This window comes from Streptomyces sp. M92 (genome assembly GCF_028473745.1).
GTDB lineage: Bacteria > Actinomycetota > Actinomycetes > Streptomycetales > Streptomycetaceae > Streptomyces.
In genome coordinates this window covers 5,391,719-5,407,015 of the sequence record NZ_CP101137.1, presented here as the reverse complement: position 1 = coordinate 5,407,015, position 15,297 = coordinate 5,391,719, and the positions used below count along the sequence as shown (strand labels likewise).

Sequence of the window (15,297 nt, the reverse complement as noted above, 5' to 3'; positions counted from 1 at the left end):
GGCCGCCGCGCCCGGTCTCCACCGGGCCGTACGCCTCGAAGGCGGGAGCACGGGTGTTGGTGACGGCCGGGGTGTTCGGGGTTCTCGCAGGTTCATCGCTACCATCCAGCGGCTCCTCGGGACGGCCGGCTCCGCCGACCGGAGAACACGGGGACCATAGTGGAGATGGCATCGATAACACCAGGGTGCGTCACGGGACGCGATGAGATTCGGTGGCGTATCGGGTCCGCACTGGTATGACACGCATCATCGCGGACATCTCCGTCTCTCTCGACGGCTTCGTCACCGGTCCGGATCCCGGCCCGGAAAGCGGTCTGGGCACCGGCGGCGAGGCCCTGCACACCTGGGCGTTCTCCGACGACCCCGACGACCGGCGGGTCCTGCGGGAGGCGACCGCCCGTTCGGGGGCCGTCGTCCTCGGCCGCCGGCTCTTCGACGTGGTCGACGGGCCGCAGGGCTGGGACGACACGACCGGCTACGGCGCCCACGAGGTCGGCAGACCCGCCTTCGTGGTCGTGACGAGATCGCAGCCCGAGGCGGTGCGGCTCGCCGGCCTCGACTGGACGTTCGTCACCACCGGCCTGCCGGATGCCGTCGCCGCCGCCCGCGAGCGCGCCGAGGCGGCGTCGGCGCGCGGCGGCGAGGATCTCGACGTCGTACTCATGGGCGGCGGGGCCACCGTCGGCTCGGCGCTCGACGCTGGACTGCTCGACACGCTGACGCTGCACCTCGCGCCCGTGGTGCTGGGCTCCGGGACGCCCCTCTTCACCGGCCGGGCGCGGCGGACGCTGGTGCAGCGCCGCGTGACCGCGACGACCACGGCCACGCACGTGACCTACGACGTCCTGTGACGCTGGTGCCTCAGGTGCCTCAGCCGAGGGCGCCCGTGCGGGCCTGCCGCCACAGGTCGACACCGGCGACGGCCACCGCGTGCTTGTCGATCTCGGCGAGTTCCTCCTCGCTGAAGGAGAGGTTGTCCAGCGCGGCCACGTTCTGCTCCAGCTGCTCGGTGCGGGAGGCGCCGATGACCAGCGAGGTCACGCGCGGGTCGCGCAGGGCCCAGGCGAGCGCCATCTGGGCCAGGCTCTGCCCCCGGCGGGCCGCGATGTCGTTCAGGGCGCGCAGCCGTCCGAGCGTGTCCTCGGTGAGCCAGTCGGCGGTGAAGGACTTGCCCTGGGTGGCGCGGGACCCGGCGGGGACCCCGTCGAGGTAGCGGCCGGTGAGCAGGCCCTGGGCGAGGGCGGTGAACCCGATGACGCCGAAGCCCTCGTCGGCCGCCGCGTCGAGCAGGCCCTCGGTCTCGATCCACCGGTTGAGCATGTTGTACGACGGCTGGTGGATCAGCAGCGGGGTGCCCAGTTCGCGCAGGATCGCCGCGGCCTGCCGGGAGCGCTCGGCGTCGTAGGAGGAGATGCCGACGTAGAGGGCCTTGCCCTGGCGCACCGCGGTGTCCAGCGCCGTCATGGTCTCCTCCAGCGGCGTGGAGGCGTCCAGGCGGTGGGAGTAGAAGATGTCGACGTACTCCAGGCCCGTGCGCCTGAGGGACTGGTCGAGGGAGGCGAGGAGGTACTTGCGCGAGCCGCCGCCCTGGCCGTAGGGGCCGGGCCACATGTCCCAGCCGGCCTTGGTGGAGATCACCAGTTCGTCCCGGTACGGTGCCAGGTCCTGGCGCAGGATCCTGCCGAAGTTGGTCTCCGCGGCACCGTAGGGCGGGCCGTAGTTGTTGGCCAGGTCGTGGTGGGTGATGCCGAGGTCGAAGGCGCGCAGGGCGATCTCCCGCTGCGTCTCGAACGGCTTGTCGTCACCGAAGTTGTGCCAGTAGCCGAGCGACAGCACGGGCAGGTCGAGACCGGAACGTCCGGTGCGCCGGTACTGCATCGTGCCGTCGTACCGGCCGGGGTCGGCGACGTGGTTCATGAAGGTTCTCCGTGTTGCTGAGGAAGCCGGGTGGTCCGTGACGACGGACGTCGCGTCATCATCGCGCGAGGTCGGTGCGGCCGTCCAACAAGAACGGCTCATGGCATTGAGCACTGTCGTTTCTCGACGCCGGCCGGGTTCCGGGCCCACACTCCCGCCTTTTCGGCCGGCCCGCCCGGGGAACACGGTCGCTGACTTCGCCGTACGACACTCAGGAGGCCGACGTGGCGAACGACCAGCGGGACCCGACCGACGAGTACCCCCGCCCCGACTTCCCCGCCCAGGACCAGCCGCACCCCGGCTGGAGCGGGCCGATGGACCCGCCGCCCGACCACGGTGAGGAGTCCTACCGCGGGTCGGGGCGGCTGCGGGGCCGCAGGACCGTCATCACGGGCGGTGACTCGGGCATCGGCCGCGCGGTGGCCCTGGCCTTCGCCCGGGAGGGCGCCGACGTGCTGTTCACCCACCTCGCGCAGGAGGAGGACGAGGCACGGGAGACGTCGCGGCTCGTGGAGGAGGCCGGGCAGAAGGCCGTGGCCGTCTCCTGCGACATCCGTGAGGAGGACGACTGCCGGTCGCTGATCGGCCGGGCGGTGTCGGAGTTCGGCGGCATCGACGTACTGGTGAACAACGCGGCGTACCAGATGGCGCAGCCGGACGGCATCGAGGCGATCCCGACGGAGCAGTTCGACCGGGTGATGCGGACCAACCTCTACGGCATGTTCTGGCTGACCAAGTTCGCGCTGCCGCACATCCCCGCCGGCGGCAGCGTCATCAACACCACCTCGGTCCAGGCGTACAAGCCCAGTCCGCACCTGCTGGACTACGCGATGACCAAGGGCGCGATCGTGACCTTCACCCAGGGGCTCGCCCAGATGGTCGCCGAGCGCGGCATCCGGGTGAACGCGGTGGCGCCGGGCCCCGTGTGGACTCCGCTGATCCCGGCGACGCTGCCGGACACGGTGGAGTTCGGCAAGCAGAGTCCGCTGGGCCGCCCCGCCCAGCCGGCCGAGCTGGCACCGGCGTACGTCTACCTCGCCTCCCAGCAGGCCGGCTACGTCACCGCGGAGATCCTCAACGCGACGGGAGGGACACCGCTGCCCTGAGCCGCGGGCTGCGGGCTGCGGGCTGCCTGCCTGAGCGCCGCCGTCTCAGGTGCCGCGCGTCGAGGCGCGCCGGGCGTCCAGCGCCTCGACGACCTCGTCGTCGTCCACCTGGTCGAAGTCGTCGTACCAGAGGCCGACCGCCCGGAAGTCCGGCGGCTGCCGGAGGCAGACCACGTCGTCGGCCTCCGAGCGCATCTCGGCAGCGGTCTCGGGTGCGCCGACGGGGACGGCCAGGATCAGCCGGCCGGGTCGCAGCGGGCGCAGGTGGCGGAGGGCGGCGCGTGCGGTGGCGCCGGTGGCCAGGCCGTCGTCGACGACGATCACGGTGCGGTCCCTGACGTCGGGCGCGGAGCGGTGCCCCCGGTAGAGCAGGGTGCGGCGTCTCAGTTCGTCACGTTCGCGGGCCACGTCGGGGGCGAGCCGGTCCTCGGTCAGACCGAGCATCTCCAGGGCACGCTGGTCGAACAGCGGCGGGTCGTCGCCCACGACGGCTCCGATGCCGGTCTCCGGCCGGCCGGGAAGGCCGATCTTGCGTGCGACCAGTACGTCCAGTGGTGCGCCGAGCGCCTGGGCGACCTCGGCGGCCACCGGTACGCCGCCGCGGGGCAGCGCGAGAACGACGGGCCGGAGGAACTCGCGCTCCGAGGCCCGCTCCATGAGCCGGAGACCGAGTTGCCGGCCGGCTTCCCGGCGGTTGTGGAATCGCATGACCGCTCCGCCTGTCTGCTTGTGAGTGTGGAAGGCTGTCACTCCGTGGGCCGTCCGGGAGAGTCCCGGCCGGAGCCCCGGTCGACTGCTCCCTCGGTCAGGTGCGCACGGAACCAGTCGGCGGCGACCTCGGTGACCTCCTCCAGGGCACCCGGTTCCGGGAAGAGGTGGGTGGCGCCCGGCACCACATGAGTGCGGTGGGGCGCCGGCAGTTTCCGCGCCGCCTCGCGGTTGAGACCGAGGACAGCGGCGTCGTCGCCGCCGACGACGAGCAGGACCGGTGCGGCGACCAGGGGCAACGCGTCGCCGGCCAGGTCCGGCCTGCCTCCCCTCGACACCACCGCGCGCACCCGCCGAGGCCGCTCCGCGGCCGCCCTGAGGGCCGCGGCCGCTCCCGTGCTCGCGCCGAACAGGCCCACGGCCAGGCCGGCCGTGTCCGGGCGCCGCTCCAGCCAGTCGACGGCGTCCGCCAGGCGCCGGGCCAGCAGGGTGACGTCGAAACGGTGGCTGCCCGTGGCGGCGTCCTCGCGTTCCTCGTCCTCGGTCAGCAGGTCCAGCAGGAGCGTGCCCAGCCCGGCCCGCCGCAGACCGGCGGCGACCGCCCGGTTGCGGGGGCTGAGACGCGAGCTGCCGCTGCCGTGCGCGAACAGGACAAGGCCCCGAGCCCCGGCGGGGGCCGTGAGGTCGCCGGTCAGGGTCACCGCTGCCGAGGGCACCCGTGCGGTTTCGGAGACCATCGTGCTCACATCCCGGAGGCCGGCCGTTCGCCGCGGACGGGTACCCGGAGGGAGAAGCGGACACACCCCGGCCCGGGTGCGGGCGTGCGGAGGCCGGCGCGCGCCCCTCGGAGGGGGCGTACGCCGGCCGGTCGCGCTCGAGGGGTGGGGAGCTCTAGCAGGCCCCGAGGTCTTCCCAGACGCCCCACTCGCCGGTGGTACCGGGCTCCTCGCCGGTCACCCACCACTTCGCCCGCCACGTGTGGCCGCCGTGGGAGACGGTGTCGCCGCCGTTGTAGACGTTCCCGGCGTTCCAGGCCGCCGCGACGCAGTCGCCCGGTTCACCGTCGCCGCCGCCGTCACCGCCACCGTCGCCGCCGCCGGTTCCGCCGATGTTGACGTCGATGCAGGAGTAGAAGGCGTTGCCGGTGTCCGCGACGTTCCAGACGGCCAGCACCTTCTGCTTGCCGGTGAAGCCGCCGAAGTTCACCTGGTGGCTCACGTCGGGGGCGGGCTGGGCGCCGTTGCCGTCGAACTCGGCGACCTTCTGGTTGCCGATGAAGTACTGCCAGTTGGCGGTGGCGTGCCGAGCCGTGTGGTGCCAGGTGAAGGTGTGCGTGGAGCCGACCGGCGTGACCCGCCAGCCCTTGCTGTCGTCGTCCAGTTCGGCGAACTGGGCGTTGCCGCCGCTGCAGCTGTTGAGTCCCTTGGGGCCCTCCACGCTCTGCGGCTCGTACTTGATCTGACCGCAGTCCACGACGCCCGCGGCGCACTGGTCCTGCCGGCTCCCCGGCGACACCACCCAGCCGTGAGCGCTCGCGGAGGGCGCCGGAAGGCTCACGGCGATCACCGGAGCGACCAGAGCTCCCACGGCGACAGCGACTCTTCTTTTCATGCGCATGACATCTCATTCCCTTCGATCCACGCGGTCCGCACCGGACCAGCCCGCCCCGGCTCACGACGTCACCGGCCAGTACCCGAATTAGGTCTAGACCTTCACCTCGCAGGTCTAGACCTTAGCGGCAGATGAGGGGGCGTCAAGGGGTTGGGCACAGGCAACCGCCGGGCAGCCAGGACCCTCTCGCCGCGCGCTCGCGGGCGGCCGGACCACATGAACCCCCCTGGAAGGACGGCCTCTCGCGGGCGGCCGGATCACATGAACCCCCCTGGAAGGACGGCCTCTTGTGCCCGACGGGACCCTGTAGTGAGCTGTGGCCCATGAGGACGACAAGCATGGCGGCGCTCACCGCCGCCCTGGCCGTGGCACCGCTCCTGGCAGCGGGCGTGCCGGGCCATCGTGCGGTGGCCGCCGAGCCCACCGCGTCCGGTACCGGCGTCTCGTCGGCCGCCGCCGAGGCCGCGCTCGTGCGCGGGGTGGACCTGGACACGGTGACGATTCCCGAGTTGCAGGAACACATGCGGCGCGGGTCACTGACGTCGTACCGGCTGACCCTCGCCTACCTCCGGCGGATCGAGGCCGTCGACCCGACGGTCAACGCGGTACTGCGCACCGACCCGACCGCGCTGCGTCAGGCGGCCGCCAGCGACGTACGGCACCGCCTCGGCCGGACCCGCGGCCCGCTCGACGGCATCCCGGTACTCCTCAAGGACAACATCGACACCCGGGACATGCCGACGACCGCCGGATCGCTGGCCCTGACCGGGAGTCCGCCGGCCACCGACGCCGCACTGGTGAAGAGGCTGCGGGCGGCCGGCGCGGTGATCCTCGGCAAGACCAACCTGTCCGAATGGGCCAACTTCCGCGCGGCGAAGCCGACCTCGGGGTGGTCGGCGGTGGGCGGCCAGACGCACAACCCGTACGTGCTGGACCGCAATCCCTGCGGCTCCTCCTCCGGCTCGGCCGCCGCGCTCGCCGCGTCGCTGGCGCAGGTGGCGATCGGCACCGAGACCGACGGTTCGATCGTCTGCCCGGCCGGGATGAACGGCGTGGTCGGCCTCAAACCCAGCCTCGGGCTGGTCAGCCAGTCGGGCATCGTCCCGATCTCCGCCGAACAGGACACGGCCGGCCCGATGGCACGCAACGTGACCGACACCGCTCTCACCCTCTCCGTGATCACCGAGGACGGCAGCGGCAACGAGGCCGGCGGGGAGCGCGCACGGCAGCTCAGGGATGCCGCCACCCGGCCAGGCGCACTGCGCGGCAAGCGGATCGGGCTGTGGCGACTGCCGTCGCTCGGCTCGGAGGTGGACGCCCTGATGACCCGTACCGCGGCTGACCTGCGTGCCGCGGGAGCACACATCGTCGAGGTGACCCCGCCCTACCAGGAGCGACTCGCCGAACTCGAGTTCCCGGCCCTGCTGAGCGAGTTCCACCGGGACATCGACGCCTACCTCACCACGCGCGACGGGCCTCAGGACCTCACCGAGCTGATCGAGTTCAACCGCACCCACCCGGCCGAACAGGCCTGCTTCGCCGGCCAGGAACTGTTCGAGCAGGCCCTGGCCGCGCCGCCGACGACCGACCCGCGGTACCGGGCGATGCGCGCCGAACTGCGGGACCTCTCCCGGCGGTCCATCGACGAGACCATGGCCGAACACGGCTTGGACGCCATCGCCGCCCCGACGAACCCGCCCGCGTGGACCACCGACTGCGGGCGAGGGGACGACGACGTGATCCCGTCCTCCACGCCCGCCGCCGTCGCCGGGTACCCGTCCCTGTCCGTGCCCGCCGGGTTCGTCGGCGAACTCCCGGTCGGCCTGCTCCTGATGGCCGGCGAACACCAGGACGCCGGACTGCTGGCCCTCGGTGCGGCGGTGGAGCGCCGGCTGGGCGCCTGGCGAGCACCGGCGTACCTGCCCACCCTGCCGTCCGGGGACGCGCACTGAGCCGACGGTCATGGGGGAAGCGCCACGCCGACCCGGTCAAGGGGTGGCGCGAGCGTGCTCGTGCGCGTGGTCCGCCCTCCGGTCGGGCCCGAACCGGAGGCGGAGGGACCTGACCAGGGAAGGCCCTCCGCGAAAGCACCACAGGGCGATGACCGGATCGCAGATCGCGCAGGCGAGGGACGAGTCGTGGTGGAAGGGCAGGATCGGGTTGCCCTTGAGGTGGTGGACCACGTCCCAAGCGGTGTGCAGCAGCCAGCCGACACCGATGAACGTCCAGGAGTCCAAGCCGCGGTAGGCGATGTAGGCCACGAGCGCGACGAACGGGAGCTCCCAGGGGCCGAAACCGCCTCCGCTCAGATACGCGGCACCGGCTCCGCCCACGATGACCGCGTTGAAGCGGCGCCGGTGCGGTTCTTTGATCAGGGACATCAGCAAGCAGAAGACGATGCCCACGAGCACCGGTGACACAAGGTTCATGAAGGGCTGTCTCCTCGATTTCTGTCGGACAACTCCGAAGTCAACCGGGTGTCACCGCGGCAGCCCATCGGCATCAGCGACGCAAGTGAACGGATTAGTGCCAGGGGCGGCACCAGCCACCGGGACCGCTGGATCGGCCGCGTTCTGGAACCTGTGGGCAGTGCCGCCTGTCAGGACGGTTCCGTCAGGAAGGCCAGCACGGCGGTCAGGAACTCGGCCTGACCTTCGACGTTCGCCATGTGCACCGTGGGCAGCACGGTGAACCGTGCGCCGGGAACGGTCGCGGCGAGTTCCTTCCCGTGCTCGGCGGACGTGACGGTGTCGTGCTCACCCGCTACGACCAGCGTCGGACTGTCGATGAGGGCGGCCGTGCGGCGCAGGTCGTAGTCGCGCACCGCGGCCCAGCTCCCGGCCACGCCCTCGCGCTCCGTGACGAGCAGGGTGCGGCGGAAACCCTCGACGACCTCGTCGTCGCCTCGCAGCATGCGGGCCGGGAACCAGTTGCTCATGAACATCTCCGTGGTGTCCCGCATGTCGGGGGCTGCCAGCAGTTCGGCGATGGGGCGGTCCCATTGATTCGCCGGGCCCAGGTACGCGGCGGTGTTGGAGAGCACCAGGCGGTCGACACGCTCCGGGACGTGGATCCCCAACCACTGCGCGACGATGCCACCCAGGGACAGGCCCAGCACGTGCACCCGCCGCAGCTTCAGGGCATCCAGCAGCTCCACCACGTCGCGCCCCAGCCGGTCCAGGGAGTACGGGCCGCTCGGGACGTCGGAGGCGCCGTGGCCGCGCGCGTCGTACCGCAGCAGCCGGAAGTGCTCGGTCAGAGCCGGCACCTGGCCGTCCCACATGTGGAGGTCGGTACCGATGGAGTTGGAGAGCAGCAGTACCGGCTTGCTCCCGTCTCCGTCGAATCGGTAAGCGATACGGACGCCGTCGCCGGTCGTGATGGTGGTGGTACGGGTCGGAGAAGTCATGCCAGCTCCAGTTGTCCAGCGGTTGTGTGCCCAGCCTATGGACGCCGTTTGCAGACTTCTATTACAAAAACTGGAAGTACTCTGTAGGTTGTCGGAACAATGTCGAACTTCACGCTCCACGAGTTGCAGTGCTTCAACGCCGTCGTGCTCCACGGCGGTTTCCAGGCCGCCGCCGAGCGGTTGCACCGCTCGCACCCCTCTGTGTTCGCGGCGGTCGCCAAGCTGGAGCGCCAGCTGGGGCTGGCCCTGCTGGATCGCTCGGGCTACCGGGTCCAGCTCACCGAGGCGGGCCGTGCCTTTCACCGCAAGGTCCGCTTCCTGCTGCACGAGGCCGAGGAACTACAGACCTACGCCACCCAGTTGGCGATGGGCGAAGAGGCCGAACTGCACGTGGTCGTCGGGGACCTGTGTCCGCTCCCACCGGTGCTGGAGATGCTCAGCCGCTTCTTCGCCTCACACCCGCAGACGCGGCTGCACCTCCAGTTCGAGACGGTCACGGGCCCCTGGGAGCGGCTGCTGGAGGACGAAGCCGACCTCATCGTGCACCGCGTCCCCAAGAGCGACGTGCGGATGGAATGGATCGATCTCGGTCGCGTGGCGGCGGTGCCCGTCGTGGCACCCGGTTTCCTGCCCTTTCCTCCGGACACCGACATCACGCCGCAGCGGATGCAGCCCTTCACCCAATGCGTGATCCGGGATTCGGCGCGGCATCCGTCCGAACAAGGCCATTTCCTGGTCGAAGGCGCGCCCCGGACCTCCGTTCCTGATCACCTCATGAAAAAGGAACTGATCCTGCACGGCATGGCGTGGGGACACGTGCCGCGTTTCCTGATCGAGACCGAGTTACGTGACGGGAGCCTGCTTTCCATCGCCGGACGGCACTTTCCCGGTGTGGTCGAAGAGCTCTCCGCAGCTCGCCGACGCGACCGGCCTCACGGACCGGTCGCCGACCAGCTGTGGGCATTCTTGGCCCGCCATGCCCCGGTCCTGCGGCCTACGCTGGGCCGTGTGCCCACGGCGGACGGAGCCTCGGAACACCACGGCTGACGCCGGTGAGGGCGGCAAAGGCGCGGCTGAAGCCGAACGCGGTCGCCGCAGGATGTCAGCGCGCCCTTCGTCGCGGTTTCAAGGGCGCGTTCGGCAGTTCCGGCGCGGGCAGCGGAGCTCCGTCATAGCCGTGCACCTCGCCGAAGCGGTCGCCCTTCATCCAGTCCTCACGCGCCTGCACTATCTCGTCGTGCGACCGTCCGACGAAGTTCCACCACATAGCGAGCTTCATCGACGTTTCCGCAGTTCAGAGGCGTGTCGAATGCCTGACGGTCAGCAAACTGTCAGTTTCAGTCGTGGGAGTCGGCGCGACGCGGCTGATGCACCGGCTCGGCTTCAGTCCGCAGGTGCCCGCACGCAGGGTTGCCGAGCGCGACGAGAGGGCCGTCACCGTGTGGAGGGAGGCGACCTGGGCGGAGGTAAAAGAGCCCGGGCGGCCTGCGGGGGGTACATCTGCTTCGAGGACGAAACTGGGTTCACCCGTCGGCCGCCCCGGGGACGCACCTGGGGCCGGCGCGGAGTGACTCCGCGGGTGACGGTGAGCGGCCGCCGCTCCTGTCCGTGGCCGGACTGATCGCCATGCGGCCCGGCTCCCGGGCCCGGCTGTGCCACCGCCTGCGCGTTCACCGAGCGGGCAAGAACACACGCCGCCGCATGGGCGAGCGGGACTTCATCGCGCTGATCGACGGCGTCCACCAACTCGTCAAGGCACCCATCGTGCTGGTCTGAGACCGGCTGAACACCCACGTCTCCCACGCCATGGGCAAGCTGATCGCCGAGCGTGCATGGCTGAAGGTGTTCCTCCTGCCCGCTTACTCACCTGACCTCAACCCCGTCGAGTGGGTATGGGCGCACGTCAAACGCAGCCTGGCCAACCTCGCCGTCGTCGCCCTCGACCGGCTCGAAGCACTCGTACGCAACCGGCTCAAGCGCCTTCAGTACCGGTCCGGCACCCTCGACGAACCAGCCTCACCCTGACGAGCCGAAATCAGTACGTGCACTGTGGGCGTTTGCGTGCGCGAGTCTGACGCACGCAGCCAAGGATGCTACTTGCCAGTACAGGGCTTGGTTCCGCCAGCGCGATGTCCTTCTGACTGACCCGACGGTGGAACCCACCGTACCCTCAAGGACGACGGTCGGGCGTGAACTTGGCGGTTTCAGGAACAGTCACAACACGGATGAGGGGCCCGCGCACTTGCGATGGTCACGGCGCCGCGGAAGCTGTCCGGCGCGTGGGTGGACATCATGTCGAGCGCGGTGTCCGGGACGGGCAGCAAGTGGGCGTCGAGCCAGGTGTCCCCCGTCGCCGTGTTGGCCCATGGATCGTCGATCACGAGGGCGCCCGGCACTGCGCCGTGACAGAGCACCCAGTGCGGTACGTCGAACCCGAGCATCGCGTCGAGCGAGATGAGGAGCAGTACATGTTCCCGGCGTTCGACTGCGGCGCGGATGGCGGTCATGGGGAGGCGGTCCGGGTCGACCGGGACGCCGGTCTGTTCCGCCTCCGTACGCGAGGTCCGCTGGAGGATCGCGCGCCACTCTTGTTCGTGTTCGGGGAGGTGGCCGAGGAGGACGGGCCGGTCGGTGTCGAGGTGGACCGTGACGGAGGACGATGGCCAGGCTCGGCGTACGGCGACGCCCAGTCCGACGGGTTCGCAGGCGGGGAAGTTGGTCGCGCCGCGCCAGAACGACAGCTCTGCGCGGCGGTCGAGTGCCTCCCGGGATACTTGGCCCGCATGTGTCTGGGCGACGAGGGCGGTGACGGCACCGCAGGTGAAGTGGGTTGTCTGGCCGTAGTACGGGGGCGGGGCCGGTGTCCCGTCGCCCAACCAGAGCACGTATCCCGTGGTGGGTCCCGCCGTCTCCTCCCCCTGCTCGACTCCCTGACCGAGCGGCGGGCGCAGTGCGGTGAAGCCCGCTGCGGCGGCGTCCTCGGGACTCACCGTCCAGCCTTCCCACTTGACCTGCGCCAGGCCCTGCCGACGGGCATGGTCGACGACCGCGGCGACGACCACCCGTACGTCACCGACGGCATCGACGATCTTCAGGTAGGCCGCCTGCGGACGCGCCGTCACGAGCGCGGCGGCGGTCCACTCAGTACCGTCGTCCCCCACGACGGCCACGATGTGCGGGTGGTGCGCCGAGCGGTCGACCGCGTGCCAGCGCTTCGGCACCTCGTGCCGGCCGACGGGCATTCCGGCCTCGAACGGTACGACGACGCTCATGACCGGCGTCTCCTGCTGGATCGGCATCCGGTGCTCCCGGGGGTGAGGGAAGGGTGGGTGGGTGTCAGGCGCGGGACTGCCGGAGCACCCAGACGAAGTACGGTGCGCCGGCCAGTGCGATCATCAGTCCCGCCGGTACCTGGGAGGGTGCGACGACCGTGCGGCCGAGGGCGTCGGCCGCACAGACCAGTACGCCGCCAAGCAGCATCGCGACCGGGATCGAGCGGCCGTGCCGGGCGCCCACGAGGGACCGGGCGAGGTGCGGGGCAACGAGACCCACGAAACCGACGACGCCGACGGCGACCACGCTGAGCGCCGCGAGTACGGCCGCAATTGCCAGCACGAAGATGCGCGTGCGCTCCACCTTGACGCCGACTATGCGCGGGGTGTCCTCGTCTACCGCGAGCAGGTCGAGGCGGCTGCGCATGGCGAGCAGTACGGGCAGTGTGAGCGCCAGGGCGACCGCGACCGGTAGGACATCGGGGAACGTGCGGCCGTACGTGGTGCCCGAGAGCCAGGTGAAGATGCGGGGTGTGTTGTACGGATCGGCGCGCAGGAGGAGGAAGGTGGTGACGGAGCTGAGTCCGTAGCCGCAGCCGATGCCGATCAGGACGAACCGGTCGGGCAGGAAGCCGCCGCGCCAGGACAGCAGGGCGATCGCCCCGAACGTGGCGAGCCCCGCCGCGATCGCCACCACGATGAGTACCGTCCGTCCGCCGGACAGGCCCGACGTGACGACGCCCGCCGCTCCCAGTCCGGCGCCGGCGGTGATGCCGAGGATGCCGGGTTCGGCAAGGGGGTTGCGTACCGCGCCCTGCACGACGCAGCCGGCCAGTCCGAGTGCCGCTCCGGCGACGACGGCGGCGGTCACGCGCGGCACCCGGTCGTCGAGCGCCATGCCGATGAGGTCCGGGGCCGACCCCTGGAGCCACAGCACGACGTCCCCCGTACGCAGCCAGAGACTCCCCGCCAATACCCCTACGACGGCCGCGGCCGCCAGAAGGACAACTGCGGCGAGCACGACGAGGAGGTACTTGCGCGGCGACCGTGCGAAGACCCTCGCGTGCGCCGCGCGCGCGACCTGGCCGGTGTCCCGCAGGCGCAACGCGAGGACGACGATGACGACCGCGCCGAGCAGCGCGGTCGGCACTCCGGTCGGGATGGAGGCGGCGCCGTCCGCGCCCTGCACGGCGCGCAGGACGGCGTCTGCGAGGAGAATGAGCAGCGCGCCAACCAATCCGGCCGCTGGTACCGCGTACAGATGCCGACGCAGTGCCCGGACCCGGCTCGCGATCAGGCGTACCAGGACAGGGGCGCCGAGACCGACGAAGGAGATGGGGCCCGCGAGCGTCACCGCCATACTGGTGAGCAGGACCGCGCAGAGGACGGCGGTCACACGAGTGGTGCGGATCGGCACACCGAGCGTGAACGCGGTGTCGTCACCGAGGTTCATCACATCCAGCCGCCGGGACAGGGCCAGGGCGAGACACAGCACGACAGTGACCAGCGGCCACGCACGTAGCGACGCGTCGATGTTCACCTGTGCGAGCGAACCGCTGCCCCAGGCGAAGAGGCCGGTCGTGTTCTGATTGAACAGGATGAGGAGCGTGCCGGTCGCCGCGTCCAGCGCCATCGCGATCGCCGATCCGGCGAGAATCAGCCGGGTGCCTGCGGTGCCCGCACCGCGGCCCGCGAGGAGCAGGACCAACGCCGCCGCGAGCAGACCGCCGGCGAAGGCGACGGCGCCTGATGCCCACAGCGGGACGGCCAGGCCGAAAGCCGCGACGAGGGTGAGGGTGAGGTGGGCGCCAGCCGTGACCGCGAGGGTATCGGGCGAGGCGAGGGCGTTGTGCGTGACGGACTGGAGCAGCATGCCGGCGGTGCCGAGGGCGAAGCCGACTGCCACGCCCGCCAGGAGCCGCGGTAGGCGCGACCCGGTGATGATCTCACCGACCGGCGTGCCTCCGGTGCCGTCCCGGTCCCCGAGGAGGTACCGCACCAGGTCGCCGACGCCGACACCCGACGTCCCCTGCGTGACGTGCCACATGCCGACCAGGACGGTCACGGCGGCGAGCGCCACGAGGATGGCGCCCCCGGCAGGGCCGCCGCCGCGCCCGGCGCGCCGCAGCCGTTCCCCGCCAGGTGCCGGAATCCCGGACGCACTCACTTCTTGCGATGCGCTCACTTCTCGCGGTGTCACTTACTTCTTGTCAAGGACGTCGACGTAGGCGTCGATGGCCTGCTCGCAGGAACGCGGGCCGCCGGCGCCCCACACGCGCGCCGGGAAGGAGTGCGCGCGGCCTTCCTTGACGGCCGGGAGGGTCTTCCAGATCGGGTTCTTCTTCAGCGCCTCGACGTAACCGCCGGCACCCTCGTCGTTGGCGTAGAAGAGGTTGGCGTCGCCGACTGCGGTGAGACCCTCGACGTCGGTCTGGGCGAGACCGTAGGACGGGTCGACACCGCCGTCACCGTGGTCCTTGTTGATCGCGTCGGTCCACGCGGGTGTCATGCCCAGTTCCTTGCCGATCTCCGTGAACAGGGCGCCGTCGCTGTAGGGACGGACGGTGAGGTTGCCGCCCTGGAGCCAGCCGTCGAAGAACAGGAAGTCCTTCGTCGGCAGGTCGGCGTCGGTGACCTGCTGCTTAGCCTCCGCGAGGTGCTCGTCGAACTCCTTGAGCACCTTGTCGGCCCGCTCGGTGCGGCCCGTCGCCTCGCCGATCATGCTGAACACGTTCCGCATGTTGCCGATCGGGTCCTTCGGGTCTGCGCCCTTGGTGACCATGACCGGGACGTTCCGCCTCTCCAGCTTCTTGACCGTCTCGTCGTCGGCATCGAACGCCTCCACGACGATCAGGTCGGGCTTGGCCGCGTAGAGGGTGTCGAGGTCGGGCTCCTCACGGGTACCGATGTCCGTCACCCCGCTGGGCAGCTTCTCCGCACTGACCCAGGTGCTGTACCCCTTCGCGTCGGAGACGGCGATGGGGGTGACGCACAGGGTCAACGCGTCCTCCACCTGCTGCCACTCCAGAACCGCGATGCGCTCGGCTGGCTTGTCGAGCTTCACGGTCCGGCCCACACCGTCCTTGAAGGAGACTGGACCCGTCGATGTGGTCGTCGTGTCCTCGGCGCAGTCCTTCGACGCGGGCGAGGCGCTGGCGGCATCGGCTTTGGCGTCGACGTCGGTCGTGCCGCAGGCCGTTGCGGCGAGGAGCACGAGCCCCGTGGAGGCTGCCGCCGCCAGGTGACGGGCACAGTTCATGAAGGGTTCCTCTTT

13 protein-coding genes and 2 pseudogenes are annotated in these 15,297 nt (G+C 70.8%); 5 read left to right on the top strand and 10 right to left on the bottom strand.

Translation table 11 applies throughout. The features are described from left to right. The first annotated feature begins 236 nt into the window (after nt 1-236). Nucleotides 237-851, top strand: coding sequence for a dihydrofolate reductase family protein (locus tag M6G08_RS24320; protein ID WP_272589289.1), 615 nt, complete (start codon nt 237-239; stop codon nt 849-851). Nucleotides 852-870: 19 nt separating this feature from the next. On the opposite strand, the gene mgrA is transcribed toward M6G08_RS24320, so the two are convergent. Continuing rightward, nucleotides 871-1,917 carry an L-glyceraldehyde 3-phosphate reductase gene (gene mgrA / locus M6G08_RS24315; protein ID WP_272589288.1) on the bottom strand — a complete coding sequence of 349 codons (1,047 nt, stop codon included), beginning with the start codon at nt 1,915-1,917 and terminating at the stop codon, nt 871-873. A 224-nt stretch (nt 1,918-2,141) separates the two neighbouring features. On the opposite strand from mgrA, the gene M6G08_RS24310 reads away from it, so the two are divergent. After that, nucleotides 2,142-3,023, top strand: a complete 882-nt coding sequence (locus M6G08_RS24310; protein ID WP_272589287.1) for an SDR family oxidoreductase — start codon at nt 2,142-2,144, stop codon at nt 3,021-3,023. A gap of 45 nt (nt 3,024-3,068) precedes the next feature. Here M6G08_RS24310 and M6G08_RS24305 read toward each other — a convergent pair whose 3' ends face one another. The 3 genes from M6G08_RS24305 to M6G08_RS24295 all read right to left on the bottom strand — a co-directional run bounded on the left by M6G08_RS24305 (nt 3,069) and on the right by M6G08_RS24295 (nt 5,348). Next, on the bottom strand, nt 3,069-3,731 hold the full coding sequence (locus M6G08_RS24305; protein ID WP_272589286.1) for a phosphoribosyltransferase: 663 nt from the start codon (nt 3,729-3,731) through the stop codon (nt 3,069-3,071). A gap of 38 nt (nt 3,732-3,769) precedes the next feature. Then, a complete protein-coding gene (locus M6G08_RS24300; RefSeq protein ID WP_272589285.1) occupies nt 3,770-4,468 on the bottom strand; it encodes a dienelactone hydrolase family protein in 699 nt (232 codons plus the stop codon). Nucleotides 4,469-4,622: 154 nt separating this feature from the next. Continuing rightward, nucleotides 4,623-5,348 carry a lytic polysaccharide monooxygenase gene (locus tag M6G08_RS24295; RefSeq protein WP_272589284.1) on the bottom strand — a complete coding sequence of 242 codons (726 nt, stop codon included), beginning with the start codon at nt 5,346-5,348 and terminating at the stop codon, nt 4,623-4,625. Nucleotides 5,349-5,665: 317 nt separating this feature from the next. Between M6G08_RS24295 and M6G08_RS24290 the strand changes: the two genes are divergently transcribed. Beyond that, nucleotides 5,666-7,294, top strand: a complete 1,629-nt coding sequence (locus M6G08_RS24290) for an amidase (protein ID WP_272589283.1) — start codon at nt 5,666-5,668, stop codon at nt 7,292-7,294. Between the two features lie 36 nt (nt 7,295-7,330). On the opposite strand, the gene M6G08_RS24285 is transcribed toward M6G08_RS24290, so the two are convergent. Together M6G08_RS24285 and M6G08_RS24280 are read right to left on the bottom strand one after the other, a co-directional pair. Continuing rightward, nucleotides 7,331-7,771, bottom strand: a complete 441-nt coding sequence (locus M6G08_RS24285) for a DUF6010 family protein (RefSeq protein WP_272589282.1) — start codon at nt 7,769-7,771, stop codon at nt 7,331-7,333. A 170-nt stretch (nt 7,772-7,941) separates the two neighbouring features. After that, entirely contained in the window at nt 7,942-8,751 is an 810-nt protein-coding gene (locus M6G08_RS24280; protein ID WP_272589281.1) for an alpha/beta fold hydrolase, read from the bottom strand. Nucleotides 8,752-8,850: 99 nt separating this feature from the next. Between M6G08_RS24280 and M6G08_RS24275 the strand changes: the two genes are divergently transcribed. Beyond that, nucleotides 8,851-9,798: a LysR family transcriptional regulator gene (locus tag M6G08_RS24275; RefSeq protein ID WP_272589280.1), complete on the top strand. Its 948-nt coding sequence runs from the start codon at nt 8,851-8,853 to the stop codon at nt 9,796-9,798. Between the two features lie 55 nt (nt 9,799-9,853). Here M6G08_RS24275 and M6G08_RS24270 read toward each other — a convergent pair. After that, nucleotides 9,854-10,027, bottom strand: a pseudogene (locus tag M6G08_RS24270) (pirin family protein); the annotation flags it as partial. A gap of 67 nt (nt 10,028-10,094) precedes the next feature. Here M6G08_RS24270 and M6G08_RS36040 point away from each other — a divergent pair. Further along, a pseudogene (locus M6G08_RS36040) lies at nt 10,095-10,776 on the top strand (transposase); the annotation flags it as partial. 179 nt (nt 10,777-10,955) lie between these two features. On the opposite strand, the gene M6G08_RS24255 reads toward M6G08_RS36040, so the two are convergent. From M6G08_RS24255 to M6G08_RS24245, 3 genes are read right to left on the bottom strand one after another with little or no spacing between them, the layout of a single operon-like run. Next, entirely contained in the window at nt 10,956-12,050 is a 1,095-nt protein-coding gene (locus M6G08_RS24255; protein WP_272589278.1) for a peptidase C39 family protein, read from the bottom strand. 37 nt (nt 12,051-12,087) lie between these two features. Further along, nucleotides 12,088-14,190 carry an iron ABC transporter permease gene (locus M6G08_RS24250; RefSeq protein WP_272591417.1) on the bottom strand — a complete coding sequence of 701 codons (2,103 nt, stop codon included), beginning with the start codon at nt 14,188-14,190 and terminating at the stop codon, nt 12,088-12,090. A 33-nt stretch (nt 14,191-14,223) separates the two neighbouring features. Further along, the gene (locus M6G08_RS24245; RefSeq protein ID WP_272589277.1) at nt 14,224-15,282 is read right to left on the bottom strand and encodes an ABC transporter substrate-binding protein; all 1,059 of its coding nucleotides are present in this window, start codon (nt 15,280-15,282) and stop codon (nt 14,224-14,226) included. Between the last annotated feature and the right edge of the window lie 15 nt (nt 15,283-15,297).